14 protein-coding genes and 1 other RNA gene are annotated in these 12,937 nt (G+C 66.5%); 3 read left to right on the top strand and 12 right to left on the bottom strand.

Annotation, left to right across the window (positions count from 1 at the left end; translation table 11 throughout):
• Position 1: 1 nt before the first annotated feature.
• From IEW01_RS06970 to acuI, 7 genes are all read right to left on the bottom strand, one after another.
• Complete coding sequence (locus tag IEW01_RS06970; RefSeq protein ID WP_188526901.1) at positions 2-1,111, bottom strand: gamma-glutamylcyclotransferase; 1,110 nt, start codon at positions 1,109-1,111, stop codon at positions 2-4.
• Positions 1,108-1,548, bottom strand: a complete 441-nt coding sequence (locus tag IEW01_RS06965) for a TrgA family protein (RefSeq protein ID WP_188526900.1) — start codon at positions 1,546-1,548, stop codon at positions 1,108-1,110. The genes IEW01_RS06970 and IEW01_RS06965 overlap by 4 nt, the downstream gene beginning before the upstream one ends.
• A gap of 87 nt (positions 1,549-1,635) precedes the next feature.
• Positions 1,636-3,057: a cryptochrome/photolyase family protein gene (locus IEW01_RS06960; RefSeq protein WP_188526899.1), complete on the bottom strand. Its 1,422-nt coding sequence runs from the start codon at positions 3,055-3,057 to the stop codon at positions 1,636-1,638.
• A 31-nt stretch (positions 3,058-3,088) separates the two neighbouring features.
• Entirely contained in the window at positions 3,089-4,309 is a 1,221-nt protein-coding gene (locus IEW01_RS06955) for an aminotransferase class V-fold PLP-dependent enzyme (protein WP_188526898.1), read from the bottom strand.
• Positions 4,310-4,415: 106 nt separating this feature from the next.
• Positions 4,416-6,143: a BCCT family transporter gene (locus tag IEW01_RS06950; protein WP_188526897.1), complete on the bottom strand. Its 1,728-nt coding sequence runs from the start codon at positions 6,141-6,143 to the stop codon at positions 4,416-4,418.
• Positions 6,144-6,188: 45 nt separating this feature from the next.
• Positions 6,189-6,605, bottom strand: coding sequence for a universal stress protein (locus IEW01_RS06945; RefSeq protein WP_188526896.1), 417 nt, complete (start codon positions 6,603-6,605; stop codon positions 6,189-6,191).
• Positions 6,606-6,812: 207 nt separating this feature from the next.
• Positions 6,813-7,805, bottom strand: a complete 993-nt coding sequence (acuI, locus tag IEW01_RS06940) for an acryloyl-CoA reductase (RefSeq protein WP_188526895.1) — start codon at positions 7,803-7,805, stop codon at positions 6,813-6,815.
• A gap of 97 nt (positions 7,806-7,902) precedes the next feature.
• Between acuI and IEW01_RS06935 the strand changes: the two genes are divergently transcribed.
• Together IEW01_RS06935 and ssrA are read left to right on the top strand one after the other, a co-directional pair.
• Positions 7,903-8,175 carry an N-(5'-phosphoribosyl)anthranilate isomerase gene (locus tag IEW01_RS06935; protein ID WP_308418944.1) on the top strand — a complete coding sequence of 91 codons (273 nt, stop codon included), beginning with the start codon at positions 7,903-7,905 and terminating at the stop codon, positions 8,173-8,175.
• A 73-nt stretch (positions 8,176-8,248) separates the two neighbouring features.
• Positions 8,249-8,599: a transfer-messenger RNA gene (gene ssrA / locus IEW01_RS06930) on the top strand.
• A gap of 39 nt (positions 8,600-8,638) precedes the next feature.
• Here the strand turns inward: ssrA and IEW01_RS06925 are convergent.
• From IEW01_RS06925 to IEW01_RS06915, 3 genes are read right to left on the bottom strand one after another with little or no spacing between them, the layout of a single operon-like run.
• Entirely contained in the window at positions 8,639-9,712 is a 1,074-nt protein-coding gene (locus IEW01_RS06925) for a tyrosine-type recombinase/integrase (RefSeq protein ID WP_188526893.1), read from the bottom strand.
• Positions 9,702-9,950 carry a helix-turn-helix transcriptional regulator gene (locus tag IEW01_RS06920; RefSeq protein ID WP_188526892.1) on the bottom strand — a complete coding sequence of 83 codons (249 nt, stop codon included), beginning with the start codon at positions 9,948-9,950 and terminating at the stop codon, positions 9,702-9,704. Before IEW01_RS06920 ends, IEW01_RS06925 begins: the two co-directional genes overlap by 11 nt.
• Complete coding sequence (locus tag IEW01_RS06915; RefSeq protein ID WP_229738129.1) at positions 9,950-10,573, bottom strand: hypothetical protein; 624 nt, start codon at positions 10,571-10,573, stop codon at positions 9,950-9,952. The genes IEW01_RS06920 and IEW01_RS06915 overlap by 1 nt, the downstream gene beginning before the upstream one ends.
• Positions 10,574-10,679: 106 nt before the next feature.
• Here IEW01_RS06915 and IEW01_RS06910 point away from each other — a divergent pair, with 106 nt between their 5' ends.
• Positions 10,680-11,141 (top strand): hypothetical protein, encoded by a 462-nt coding sequence (locus tag IEW01_RS06910; RefSeq protein ID WP_188526890.1) that lies wholly within the window; start codon positions 10,680-10,682, stop codon positions 11,139-11,141.
• Positions 11,142-11,327: 186 nt separating this feature from the next.
• Here the strand turns inward: IEW01_RS06910 and IEW01_RS06905 are convergent, their stop codons facing one another.
• Both IEW01_RS06905 and IEW01_RS06900 read right to left on the bottom strand, forming a co-directional pair.
• Complete coding sequence (locus IEW01_RS06905) at positions 11,328-12,401, bottom strand: phage portal protein (RefSeq protein WP_188526889.1); 1,074 nt, start codon at positions 12,399-12,401, stop codon at positions 11,328-11,330.
• Between the two features lie 2 nt (positions 12,402-12,403).
• Positions 12,404-12,937 carry a hypothetical protein gene (locus tag IEW01_RS06900; RefSeq protein ID WP_188526888.1) on the bottom strand — a complete coding sequence of 178 codons (534 nt, stop codon included), beginning with the start codon at positions 12,935-12,937 and terminating at the stop codon, positions 12,404-12,406.

Genomic DNA, 12,937 nt, shown 5'->3' with positions numbered 1-12,937 from the left:
CCTACCCCCGCAACCGCCCCCGGTTCGCCGCCAGCCAGAACGCCGTGAGCACAAGCGGGCCGGTGCCGGCTTCGCCGCTGGAGATCAGCCGCATCAGGGTTTCGAACGGCAGCACGTGGGCGCGGATGTCCTCGTCCTCGTGGTCCGCCCCGCCGATCTCGCCGCCGCGGCCCGAAAGCCGGGCCTCGCCGACGAAGGAGAACAGGAACTCGCTCACCGCGCCGGGGGTCGGGTAGTAGTCGGCGACGTGGTGCAGGCGGCCGAGCTTCAGCCCCGCCTCCTCGCGCGCCTCGCGCCGGAGCGCCTGGTCGACGCTCTCGCCGGGGTCGATCCGCCCGGCGATCGGCTCCAGCGTCCAGGGCCAGGGGTCGCCGCGCAGGAACGGGCCGGCGCGGAATTGTTCCACCACCAGCACCGCGTCGAGTTCGGGGTCGTAGGGCAGCACCGTCGCCGCGTCGCCGCCGATGAACCCCGCCCGGCGCACCGGCGCGCTCATCGTGCCGTCGAAGCGGCGGAACCGCAGGTCGTGGTCTTCGAGGGCGAAATACTCGGTGTAGGGGTGGCGCGCGCGGATCACCTCGACATCGCGCGCCGCGGTGTGGTCGGCGCGCAGGACGGCGCCGGGGGCGCGGGCGGCGCGCAGGCGGGTGGCGGCGCGCAGCTTCATCATCGGCCAGCGCCGGGCCAGCGCCGCGGCGTCGTGATCGCCGGCCAGCGCCTCGCGCGCCGCATCCACCCAGATCGCGCCCCAGTTCTCGACCCATGACGCGAGGTCCCAGGCCGGGCCAGGCGCCATTTCCACCTCGGGCATGTAGGCGAGGGCCGCCACCGCCCCGCCGCCCTCGACCTCGACCGACACCTCGCGCAGTTCGTAGCCGAAGCCGCGTTCGAACAGGTCGGCCCGGGCCCGGGCCTCGGCGTCGAGCCCCTCGACGAGAAGCCCCGTCGCTTGCCCCGCGCCCGGCACGATCACCGGGTAATCGCCGCCCTCGGCCCAATGCACCCGGTAGCCCGGCAGCGCCGCCTCGCGCACCAGGTGGCCAAGCCCCAGCACCACCTCGCGCAGCGGCGCATGACACAGCGTGCCATAAAGAAACAATGGTGCGCTCACCGGAACCTCGCCGCCACCCATTGCGTCACCGTGCCGACCACCAGCCCGCCCAGCACCAGCACCGCGATCACCTCCACCTGGGCGGCGAGGATGGCATGGTCGAGCCCGATGGCGAACACATCCACCAGCCCCTCCATCGGCCCGTCGTAGGATTTGCGCAGGGCGCGCTCCAGCATGTCGTATCCGGCGAAGACGAAGATCACCCAGAACACCAGCAGCGCCGCGCTGGAAAGCCCGATCCCCGCCGCCGAGCCGGCGCCGCCGTGCAGCTTGCGGCCGGTGAAGATCCAGCCAACGCCGAACCCGATCGCCGCCGAGATCGGCGAGAACAGGCCAACCGGCCGCGCCTCGGGCAGATAGGGCTTCACGAGATCGGCGGTGAACCAGCCGAGCGCCGCCAGCAACAGGGCGGCGACGAGACGTGCCATCGTGGGCATGAACGCACTCCGTCGTCACGCCCCCCGGAAGGAGGGCCATGCCCGGCATTGTCGAACCCCCGCGCCCCGGGCGCAAGGGGGCTTGGGTTATTTCGCCCGCGCATCAAAGGCCGCGAGCGCCCGCGCCCGGCCCTGCGCGAGGTCGACCACCGGTGCCGGGTAGGCCATCTCGGGCGAAAGCCCCCAGGCCCGCGGCACCGCGTCGAAATAGGCGCGCGCAGTGGCTGGCGGGCGGGCCTGCCCCTCGGCGATCCAGGCGCGGCGATAGGCGCCGGCGGGGTCGAACTTCTCCAGCTGCGTCGCCGGGTTGAAGACCCGGAAATAGGGGGCGGCATCCGGCCCCGAGCCCGCCACCCATTGCCAGCCCATGGCGTTCGCTGCCACGTCCCAGTCGGTGAGATGGTCCGCGAACCAGTCGCGCCCGATCTTCCAGTGCGTCATCAGGTGCTTGGTGAGGTAGCTCGCGGCGATCATCCGGGCGCGGTTGTGCATCCGCCCGGTCACGTGCATCTCGCGCATCGCGGCATCGACAAAGGGCTCGCCGGTGCGGCCCTGTTTCCATGCCACGACCTCGGGCGCATCCTCGTCGGTGTTCCACGGGAAGGCGTCCCACTCCGGGCGCCAGTTGCCGGTGAGGATCCCGGGGGTGTGGAACATCAGGTGATAGGCGAACTCGCGCCAGACCAGCTCTTTCAGGAAATGCTCGGCCCCGGCCTTGCCCTCCTCCATCGCGCGCTGGCCAGCGGCCCAGATCTGCCGCGGGCTGATTTCACCGTAGGTAAGATTTTCCGACAGGTTGGAGGTGGCGTCGACTCCCGGAAAATCGCGCTTCGCCTTGTAGTCTTGCGCCTTCTCCTCGATGAACTCCGCCAACCGGTCGGCGGCGGCGGCCTCGCCCGGGCGGGCATGGGCGGCGACCACCTCGGCCCCCCGGTTCATCGCCGCGCCCAGCCGCCAGTCGGCCAGCCGTTCGCCCCCGGGCCAGGCCTCCGGCGCCGGCAGGCGACCGGGGCGGGCAAGTGGCTCCCCCGGTTCGCGCCCGCGCACCCCGCGCCAGAACGGCGAATAGACCCGGTAGGGCCCGCCCTGCCCCGTCTCCACCGTCCACGGCTCGAACAACACGTGGCCGGGGAAGCTCTCGGCCGCCACGCCGCGCGCCTTCAGCGCCGCCTTCACCGCGCTGTCGCGCACGATGGCCTCGGGGTCGTAGAGCCGCGACCAGTGCACCGCCCCGGCGCCGGTCTCGTCGACCAGCGCGTCGAGCACCGCCGACGCCGGGCCGCTGCGCAGCACCAGCCGGCTGCCGTGGTCGGCCAGTTCCTTGCCCAGTGCCGCAACCGACAGGCCAAGACGGAACTTCGCCGCCGCGCCGAGGTTGTCGACGCTGTCGTCGCGGATGAACACCGGGATCACCGGCCGGCCGCTGCGGGCGGCGGCGTCGAGGGCGGGGTGGTCGGCCAGCCGCAGATCGCGGCGCAACCACAGAAGGATCGGTGCTGTATCGGTCATGCACCCGATACGCCGAAGGTTTCGCCTTGGATCACAAAGCCTTGTCGAGCGCCGCGATGAGGTGCTGCACCTCGGTCTCGTTGGTGTAATGCACGAAGGAGAGCCGCAGCACGCCCTTGTCGAGGTCCACCCCCATCGCTTCCAGCGGGCGCACGGCGTAGAAATCCCCGCCGCCCGCCATGATCCCTTCGAGCGCCAGCGCCGCGGCAACACCGGCACCGGGCACGGCCAGTTCCAGCGCCACCGTCGGCGCGCGGATTTCGGCCCGGTTGGGGCCGAGCAGGCGCACATCGTTGCGCGCCGAGAGGTAATCGAGCAGCGGCTGGAGCAGCGCGGTTTCGTGCCCCCGCATCAGGTCATGCGCGCGGCGCGCCGCCGCCGCGCCGTGGGCCGGGCCGCCATGATGGGCCGAGAGCGCCTCGATGTAGTCGGCGATGCCCGCGCTCGCCGCCACCTGCGCGTGGTCGGGCCCCGCCGGGGTGAAGCGTTTGTAGAGCACGTCGGCGTTGAAATGATGCGCCTGGTTCGGCAGCCACTCGCCAAGCGCGCGGCGGATCACCATCAGCCCCTGGTGGGGGCCGTAGGTCTTGTAGGCCGAGAACAGGTAGATATCGGGGCCGAGCGCGCCCACGTCGGGCAGCCCGTGCGGCGCGTAGCTCACCCCGTCGACGCAGACGAAGGCGCCGGCCGACTGGGCCATCGCGGTGATCGTGGCCACGTCGTTGACCTCGCCGACCACGTTGGAGACATGCGGGAAAACCACGAGCCGCACCTTCTCGTCGAGCAGCGGCTCCAGCGCCTCGGGGTCGAGGTGGCCGGTGTCGGGGTCGATCCGCCATTCGCGGATCTCGATACCCTCCTCCGCCAGCCGCCGCCACGGGCCGGAATTGGCCTCGTGATCCTGATTACTCACCACGATCGCCTCGCCGGGCTGCATCGCCCCGGCGAAGGCACGGGCCAGAACATAGGTGTTCTGCGTGGTCGAGGGGCCGAAGGAAAGCTCGTCGGTCTCCACCCCGAGCATGGTGGCGAGCCGGGCGCGCGCCTCGTCCATCTCGGCGCCGCCCAGCCGGCTGGCCTCGTAAGGCGCGTAGGGCTGCACCTTGCGGCTGCGATAGAACCGCGTGAGCCGGTCGATCACCGGCCCGCAGGCATAGCTGCCGCCGGCGTTTTCGAAAAAGGCCTGCCCCGCGAGGGACGGCTCGGCGAAAGCGGGGAACTGGCCCCGCACCCATGTCGTGTTCAATGTCATGGCGGCACGATCACGCCAAAGCCCGGGGGCGTCAAGCACCTGCCCAACGGCATCCGGCCCCGACGCTTGCGCGCCGGGGCCGGGTCATTCACGCCTGTGCGCGGCTTCAGTGGCTGCGCTTCTCGCTGATCAGGCCCTTCAGGATCGAAAAGCACATCACCAGCAACACCACGGTGAAGAACAGACCCGTGGAGATCACCATCGCCTGCAGGCTGTCGAGGCCCGCGGTTCCGGCCGCGCCCAGGAGCAGCACGGCGGCCACGGCGCCCTCGAAGATGCACCAGAACACCCGCTGGATGACCGGCGCATCGACCTTGCCGCCGGCGGTGATCGTGTCGATCACGAGGCTGCCGGAGTCCGACGAGGTGACGAAGAACACCACCACCAGAACCACGGCGAGCATCGAGGTGATCGAGGCGAGCGGCAGTTCACCCAGCATCGCAAAGAGCGAAAGCTCGGGGCTGTAATTGGCGATCACGGTCTGGAAAACGCCGCTTTCGGTCGCGCCTTCCACCACCTGGCTGATCGCGGTGCCGCCAAAGGTGGCCATCCAGAACACGCAGACCAGCGAGGGCACCAGCAGCACGGCGATGAGGAATTCCCGCACCGTGCGGCCCCGGCTGACGCGGGCGATGAACATGCCCACGAAGGGTGACCAGGAGATCCACCAGGCCCAGTAGAAGGTGGTCCAGCCATGCAGGAAGCCGGTGTCTTCACGCCCGACCGGGTTCGACAGCGGCACGATATCGCGGGCATAGCCCATGAGCCCCTTGAAGAAATCGCCGATGATGTCGAGCGACGGGCCGACGAGGAACACGAACACCAGCAGCAGCGCCGCGAAGCCCATGTTGATCTCCGACAGCACCTTCACCCCGCCATCGAGGCCGCGCAGCACCGAGACCAGCGCGATCGCGGTGATGAAGGCGATGATCAGGACCAGCAACAACGAGCTGTCGCTGCTCGAATCCGCGTTGCCCCAGAGGAAGCCGAGGAAGTTGCGGGTGCCGTCCGCGGCCTCGCCCGAGCCGAACACCTCGGTGAGACCGGAGGCGACCTGCGTCGCGCCGATGCCGAGCGAGGTGGCGAGACCGAACAGGGTGGCGAAGGCGGCGATCGTGTCGATCGCGTTGCCCCAGGCGCCCCAGACCCGTTCGCCGAGAATCGGGTAGAAGGCCGAGCGGATGGTGAGCGGCAGGCCCTTGTTGTAGCTGAACAAAGCCAGCGCCAGCGCCACGATGGCATAGATCGCCCAGGGGTGCAGGCCCCAGTGGAAGATCGTGGCCGCCATCGCCCGCTGCCGGGCTTCGGCCACGGCCGCCTCGCTGGCGACGACGCCATCGACGATCCCGAGTTCGCCGCCCAGAGGCTGATCGCCCCACGGCGTGCCGAAATAATAGACCGGTTCCAACACCCCGAAGAACATCAGCCCGATGCCCATGCCGGCGGCGAAGAGCATCGAGAACCACGCAATGTAGCTGTAGTCGGGTGTCGCCTCCGTGCCACCCAGCCGCACCGAGCCCCAGGGGGACACGATCAGCAGCAGCGCGAAGATGACGAAGAGATTGGCCGACATCAGGAAAAACCAGTCGAACTGGCTTTTCACGAAGTCGCGCATCGACAGGAAGGTATCGCGTGCGCCTTCCGGCCAGATCAGCGCGATGGCGACGAACAGGATCACGGCGATCCCGGAGATCGCGAACACGGGGTTGTGGATGTCGATCCGGAACGGACCGAGCTTGGTTTCTAGATTGTCCTGACCGATCTCGTAATCGGTCTCGATGATATCGGCACGTCCCTCTGGTTCGGGAATGCCCTGGTTGTCGGTGTCACTCATACCGGTCTCCCTGGAATGACGTTGTTATCGTTGCGGACGCGCGGATCAGCCGCGCACCACCAGAACCGAGGCCTTGGCGTGACCGGCGATCTTGCCGCCGTTCGACGGCCAGACATAATCGAGCAGACCGGGCAGGTGGCTTTGCATCACCACGAGGTCGGCGCCGATCTCGTCGATGGCGTGCAGCAGCACGTCGTCGACATCCGTGGTCGGATCGTGGGCGATGGTCGCATGGGCATCGGCTTCGATCGCGTGAGCGACGGCCTGCGCCTTGGCGAAGGCCTTGAGTTTTTCCGCGAATTCCTTGGGGTTGTGCGCCAGTTTGCCCGGCGTCGTGGTGCCCACGCCCACGTAAGTCACCTTCGCGCCCCAATGCGCGGCAAGGTCGGCGGCGGTGTCGAGCGCATGACCGAGGCTTTCGGTATGCGCCAGATCGACCGGCACCATGAGATGTTTGAACATGATCCCTCCCGTCTCGCGCGAGGTGACCCGGACCAAGCAGACGCCGCAGCGTCGCTCGGGGCGCGGTGCCCTCGCGTCGTTTTGGCCTTGGGGGGTGATGCGGGGAATCCGCATCACGTCCACCCTGACGATGAGCGTAACGGCAATGTTACCGGAAATGCAAAGGGCCGCGTCGCTACGCGGCCCGAAAACGACATCCGGTCCGGCTCAGGCGTTCACGTCCACCACCACCCGGCCCTTGACCTGACCCTTGAGAATATCGGCGCCGAGGCGGGGCAGATCGGCCAGCGTGGCGGGCTGGATCATCGCCTCGAGCTTGTCCATCGGCAGATCGCGCGCGATCCGGGCCCAGGCGCGCTGGCGCGACTCGTAGGGCTGCATCACCGAATCGATCCCCAGCAGGTTCACCCCGCGCAACAGGAACGGCACCACCGTGGCGGGCAAGGCCGCGCCGCCCGCAAGCCCCACGGCGGCGACGGAGGCGCCGTATTTCATCTGCCCCAGCACGCGCGCGAGCATCGCGCCGCCCACGGCATCGACGCAGCCCGCCCAGGTCTCACTCTCGAGCGGGCGCTTGACGGTTTCGGCCAGCTCCTCGCGCGGCACGATCCGCGTGGCGCCGAGGCCCTTGAGGTAATCCGCCTGCTCCGGCCGCCCGGTCACGCCGGCAACCTCGTAGCCAAGACGGGCCAGGATCGCGGTCGCCACGGAGCCGACACCGCCGGCCGCGCCGGTGACCAGAACCTCGCCCTTGTCGGGGCTGAGCCCGTGGTCTTCCAGGGCCATGACCGCCAGCATCGCGGTGAACCCGGCGGTGCCCACCGCCATCGCCGCGCGGGTGGACAGCCCCTCCGGAAGGGGCACCAGCCAGTCGGCCTTCACCCTGGCCTTCTGGGCGTAGCCGCCCCAATGCACCTCGCCGACGCGCCAGCCTGTGAGCACGACCTTGTCGCCGGGCTCGTAACGTGGATCGTCGGAGGCCTCGACGGTGCCGGCGAAGTCGATCCCGCCGACATGGGGATAGCTGCGCACCAGCCCGCCGCCCTTGGGCGAGAGGCAGAGCCCGTCCTTGTAGTTTACGGTGGAATATTCCACCGCCACGGTCACCTCGCCCTCGGGCAAGCGATCCTCGCCGATCTCCTGAATGCCGGCCTCGGCCAGCCCGTCGTCGCCCTGTTCCAGAATGAGTGCCTTGAACATGATCGCCTCCCTGCGGTTTCGCCCGTGATAGGACGCGCGGCGCGGGAATTGAACCCCGTTTACCACCGGTTAACCATCTCAATGGCAGCTTGATGAGATGGATCAGATGCCGCTCGACTTCGACCGCCCGATCGTGCCGACCCTGCGCGACCCCGACCTGTGGCTGCGCGAGCTGTTCTCGTCGCAGGCGGCGCGGGACGGGCTGGTGATCCGCCGCAAGGTGCGCGACATTGAGCGTTTCGCCGGCTGGGACAGGTTCACCGCCGAACTGACGCGACGCGGCTACCGCGCGTTCGAGAACTCCGGCCAGGTCATCATCTTCTGCAACCACGCCCCGATCCAGCCGATCGCTCCGGCGCGCGACCGATGACGTTTTCCGTACGGAAAACGCTCCGATTTCCATACGGAAATCGCCCCGAAATCCGTACGGATTTCGCCCGCGCCCCCTTCACAGCCGCCGGTGGCGGCCCTATATAGTTCCTGTCGGGCAACCGACTATGGACATAAACGCGCTCGTAATAAGCGGATCGGACCCGGGGGCGGTACCCGGCGGCTCCACCAAACACCCGGCGTTGGCGGGACATGGGGCCGAAACAGGATCGACGAACGTGTAAAAGGGTATGCTTTGTCCCGGTGAGGTACCACCGTTATCGGTCCGTAAAGCATAATTGCCAACGACAATCGTGCTCCGGTTGCTCTTGCCGCGTAAGCGGTACGAAAAACCGAAACTTAAGCCCTTGCGCCTAGCCGCGTAAGGCGGGGTTCGCAGGCACCTGGCAACAGAAGCCTGCACTTAATTTTTCGGGCGCTAAGCATCTGATTTGTAATCCCTTTCATTTTCCAGTTTTGCAGCGTTTTACAGTTTTGTCCTGCTTGCGTTCCCGTAGGTCGCGCAGGACCGCCTGCCCCCCCGCCTTGCGATCTGCGTATCGGCTATAGCGTTCGATCATCTCGACCGACATTCCGACCATGTCGGATATCTGTTGGCCCGTGTATCCAGACTGCCGAAGGCGGATCACGGCGTTAGCCCGAAGTCCGTGCCAGACTGCGCCCTCAAGCTCCGGGTGCGCCTCTCGGGCCTTGTCGAATATCTTCCACATCTGGTTCGTGGTGACAGGTTTCCCTGCATTCTTGCCGGTCTCTTGCAACAGAAACGGGCCGGGTCGCTTCTCCCAACCGCGCATCTCGGCTTCCAGTTCGGGGAAAATCGGACACCATGGCTGCACACCGGTTTTCTTTTGAGGCAGATTGAAACCGCCCTCGTCAACATCGGTCCATCCCAGCCGCACAACGTCGCTGATCCGCTGGCCGGTCCATCGGCCCAGCAAGTAGGCACGGCGCAGAGTGCCGGTGAAATGCTCGTCAGCGATCTTCAACTGTTCGGGCGTCCAGGGCTTGTGCCCTTCACCCTTATCGAAGTGCGGAACACCCTGTGTCGGATCCCGATCCAGCATCTCACGCGGTCCCATGGCCCAACGGCACATGGCGCGCAGCGCGTCCAGTGTGTTGTTCGCAGTGCCCGGTCGATCCGCGCCGATCTTCTCGATCAAGGCCAGAACGTGCGACGGGCGCAGGCTGGCCGCTTGCAGATCACCCCAAGCGGTGCGGACGTGCTTGAGGTGCCGGCGGTATTGGGTTTGCGTGCCCGTGGACAGCTTGCGAGGCAGGCCGGGCCATGCAGCTTCGTAGGCGTCTATCAGTGCGCCGATGGTGTCGGTCGTGACCGGCCCGGCCAATCCCTGCGCCTGCCGTATTGCATTCCAAAATTCTGGCGAAGTCGGATCGTTCGGAAGGCGGATACGCTCACCCGCGTGCGGAGTGCCGCGCCCAGTCTGGAAATAGTAATACTCCCGCCCTCTGGAGACGACGACATGAACGTGCCGCGGAAGCGATACCTTAGGAGACATTCGACACCCCCTTCATGAACGGGTCTGCCTCAGGCGCGGTATTGGCCGCAGCGAGAGAGGCATCGACCTGCGCCCAACTCCAGCGGACGGAACCACCCACCTTGACAGGTTTTGGCAGGACGCCGCGCTGCACCAGCGTGTCAACGGTCGTCTCGGAAATATCCAGTTCAGCCGCCAGCGTGGCCTTACTGACATATGAGGGGGGCCGATCACCGAGTATGCCGCGTTGCCGTGCCATCACGCCTCGCGCGTCATGTCGCCGATAAACCGCAGCGTGCGCGTGCCAACCTCAGCGACCCGCCTCATGTCACCGGCGATCGACTCATTGTCTCTCGTGCCCGTGAATATCATGCTTACGCTCGCTCCGAAGCCCTCGATGACCACCGTGGCAGGCAATCCAGCGCCCACCATCAAGCGTACCTCAACGTCAGCGCTCGTAGCATCAGCGAGTTGGCGCGAGATCCGTTCGAGGGCGTCGATCAAGGTCATTCCATCAAGATCATCAACCGTGAGTCCGACGAGATCGGGCAGCACTACTTCGTCGCCATCGACCTCGATGAACGAAGTGTGAGTACGGAAGCGCTCGATCTGGGCCACGTCATCGGCCGCCCGAACAAGCCGTCTTGCCGCCATAACGCCAATGAGAATGCGCAGTCCTTCGCGCGGCGTGATCGGGGGAGGATAGCGACCTTGACCACGGCGCCGAAGCCCAGCGGCCGCAAGCGCCTTGCTCACGGTGGTGAGTTCAGTTTCTTCGATTCCAAGGACTTGCGCCATCTTGCTCACGAATTCACTCGGCTTCATGGAGACCCCCGATAGAATGACTTTCTTTTCAATACGCGATATCGAATACAAATTCAAGTCTATTTGACACCTTATCCCTAATAGCGAAGCACATCTTTGATGTTCATTGCGCTAAAGGCGATCTACTGATTTCATGCAGAGTGCAACGGAACCGGGGGAGCCGATGAGTACCGCTCAGATAATCACATCGACGGTTTCCGTCCTGGCTCTCTTCATTTCCGTAGCCAGCTTTTTGAATAGCGCCGCCACGGATAAGCGTAACCGGCGCCGCGACGCGAATCTCCTTGTCTTGCAAGTTGAAGATGCATTGCACGGCTTGGAGGCGAAGCGGATTGAGGTGCTTGCGAATTGGAATGCGCTATACGCTGCCCTCGGGATGCTCGAATCTGGCGCCCGTCAAGGCAAGGAGATGCGACTCGATAAGGTCCGCGTTGAAATTGCGGTCTGTAATAAGGATCTGGAAAAGGCAAAGACTGGTATCGACAAACTGTCTGGGAAACGACTTGAACAACGGCTAATTGACCTCAGGCAGCTGCTCTTCGATGCTATCCGTCAAAGGCAATTGATCTCCGATCTCGCCGCCGAACATGCCCAATTGGCCGAAAAGAAGCTCCCTCACAAGTGACCGCTGTAAGAGGCGGGCGACGGCCGGGCAGTATCCACCGCCCGGCCCTGGGCTATCCAGCCCGTGCTCTGGCCGCCGCGTCCTACCCTTACTGGTCGGACCGCAGCCCCTCGGGGTTTGCCCACTCGCCGAGTAACGGGGCTGGCTTCGGGGGATCTCAAACCCTGGCGCCAGCCTGCCAGTTCGCTATTCGCCAGTATTCCAGTCGACCAGGCTCAGAGCCTTCTGCACATCGGCCGGGTCGATCCCGGCGCCCTTCGCCGCTGCAAGCGCCCCGATCACGTTCGAGAGCGCCCGCGCCCGTCCGCCGGCGTCGTAGGCTTGAAGCGGGCGCAGCAGGTCGATCTTCACTTCGGAGCCGAGCTTGAGCGTCGCCTCTTCGGTGAGAAGCGCAGCGATCGGCTGAAGCGTCCATTGCGCAAGGTGCCGCTGTGCCTCGCGCACGAGCGGTCCCGTGGTGGCGGGGGACGCCAGACCAGGCAAAACACCGAAGGCCATCGAGATCGCGTTGCGAGCCGCGTCGAGCGTTTCCTTGGTCATCGCCCGTTGAAGGTCCGGCGTGAGGTCGTTGCCCCGCCAATCCGCCTGGGGCGCCGGGCCGCCCGCCGCTGTCACGTTGACGCTTTCGCGAAGCACAATCCGACCGCGCCGGCCGCGGAATCCACGGGCGAGCTCGTCCATATCGGTTTCAGGGCTTTCGGGAAACGGCACAACGGACGTGCCGAGCGGTGCCATCTCGAAGATCTCCGACAGGGCAGATTCGACCGCCTGGAGCAACCCGGCCGTGAGCTGCGCCCGCTTCAACGGCGCGGTGCCGTAATAGGGTGCCGCCACGTCGGCGCCGATCCGCAGGTGAAGCACCTCGGCGGCAAGCGCCGTCTCAGTTGTTCCACCTCCCGCCTCGCTGATCGACACCCGGTAGGCCGTTGGCCGTCCATGTCGGGTGCGCAAGTCCCAATCCGAGCAAGGCACCAGGCCATGCTCGCGGATCAGGAACACCGCTTCGCCCCTGAGCGCCGCAGAGCGGCCCGCCAGCGCCATGCTTCGCCGGTCCAGCAGATCGGTGCCCTCAACATCGGCAAGGGCCATGGCGCCTTCCCACAGCGAGACGCAGGCTTGCGCTGTGGCGGTGAGCTCCGCGATGCCGCGCCGGCCGCTCACATAGGCTTCCCGCGCCGCCATGATTTCGGCGGTGAAGCCGCTCGCCGCCGAGCGCGTTTCGGTTTCAGGCTTGCGCCGGAACAGGTCCAGAATGCCCATCTTCACGCCCTCCGATATGGGCGAAGCAGGTCCGCCGCGCCCGAGTGCTGCATTGCGCGCGCCACCCAGGTCGGCGCGCGTGTCTCGTTCAGGTCGAGAGTCCCGACACTCGTTGCGAATGCCGAGGCGCCCGGATGCTTTTCCTCAACCGCCCAGTATTCCGCGAGGCGCCGAAAGGCCTGGTCGACCACCTCGGGCACCGTCCCGCCGCCAACGCTTGCCGTGATCCGGTAAGGACCTTCGCCTGGCAACTCGTAGCCGCCCAGGGGCGAAGGAAGCGGCACGGTCTCCACCCATGCCGAGGCTTCCCATACCTCTACCGTCGAGACGGCTGCGGGCGTGAGAGGGGGCGTCCATTCCCCGTCGCCTTCCACGATCCAGATCACATCGCGCGCGGTCCACCGATGCGCGACATAGGCTTCGATCCGCTGCCAGATCATCGCCGCGTCAAGAGCGGCCGCCGCTGCCGAGAGGCCCGAGGGCGCATCGGGATAGCTCTCCGGTGCGTTCTCGGTCTGCTTGATCGTTTCTGCCAT

The organism is Sinisalibacter lacisalsi (genome assembly GCF_014640115.1).
In the GTDB taxonomy this organism is placed as follows: domain Bacteria; phylum Pseudomonadota; class Alphaproteobacteria; order Rhodobacterales; family Rhodobacteraceae; genus Sinisalibacter; species Sinisalibacter lacisalsi.
The sequence above is the reverse complement of the archived record's forward strand: the minus strand, read 5'-3'. Positions and strand labels throughout refer to the sequence as shown.

Bases quoted from the DNA above. Each gene is read 5' to 3' on its own strand.
- IEW01_RS06910 (WP_188526890.1), top strand. From the start codon at position 10,680: ATGAGTACCGCTCAGATAATCACATCGACGGTTTCCGTCCTGGCTCTC.
- acuI (WP_188526895.1), bottom strand. From the start codon at position 7,805: ATGTTCAAGGCACTCATTCTGGAACAGGGCGACGACGGGCTGGCCGAG.
- IEW01_RS06950 (WP_188526897.1), bottom strand. From the start codon at position 6,143: ATGAGTGACACCGACAACCAGGGCATTCCCGAACCAGAGGGACGTGCC.
- IEW01_RS06905 (WP_188526889.1), bottom strand. From the start codon at position 12,401: ATGGGCATTCTGGACCTGTTCCGGCGCAAGCCTGAAACCGAAACGCGC.
- IEW01_RS06920 (WP_188526892.1), bottom strand. From the start codon at position 9,950: ATGGCACGGCAACGCGGCATACTCGGTGATCGGCCCCCCTCATATGTC.
- IEW01_RS06955 (WP_188526898.1), bottom strand. From the start codon at position 4,309: ATGACATTGAACACGACATGGGTGCGGGGCCAGTTCCCCGCTTTCGCC.
- IEW01_RS06960 (WP_188526899.1), bottom strand. From the start codon at position 3,057: ATGACCGATACAGCACCGATCCTTCTGTGGTTGCGCCGCGATCTGCGG.
- IEW01_RS06925 (WP_188526893.1), bottom strand. From the start codon at position 9,712: ATGTCTCCTAAGGTATCGCTTCCGCGGCACGTTCATGTCGTCGTCTCC.
- IEW01_RS06900 (WP_188526888.1), bottom strand. From the start codon at position 12,937: ATGGCAGAAACGATCAAGCAGACCGAGAACGCACCGGAGAGCTATCCC.
- IEW01_RS06945 (WP_188526896.1), bottom strand. From the start codon at position 6,605: ATGTTCAAACATCTCATGGTGCCGGTCGATCTGGCGCATACCGAAAGC.
- IEW01_RS06965 (WP_188526900.1), bottom strand. From the start codon at position 1,548: ATGCCCACGATGGCACGTCTCGTCGCCGCCCTGTTGCTGGCGGCGCTC.
- IEW01_RS06935 (WP_308418944.1), top strand. From the start codon at position 7,903: ATGGATCAGATGCCGCTCGACTTCGACCGCCCGATCGTGCCGACCCTG.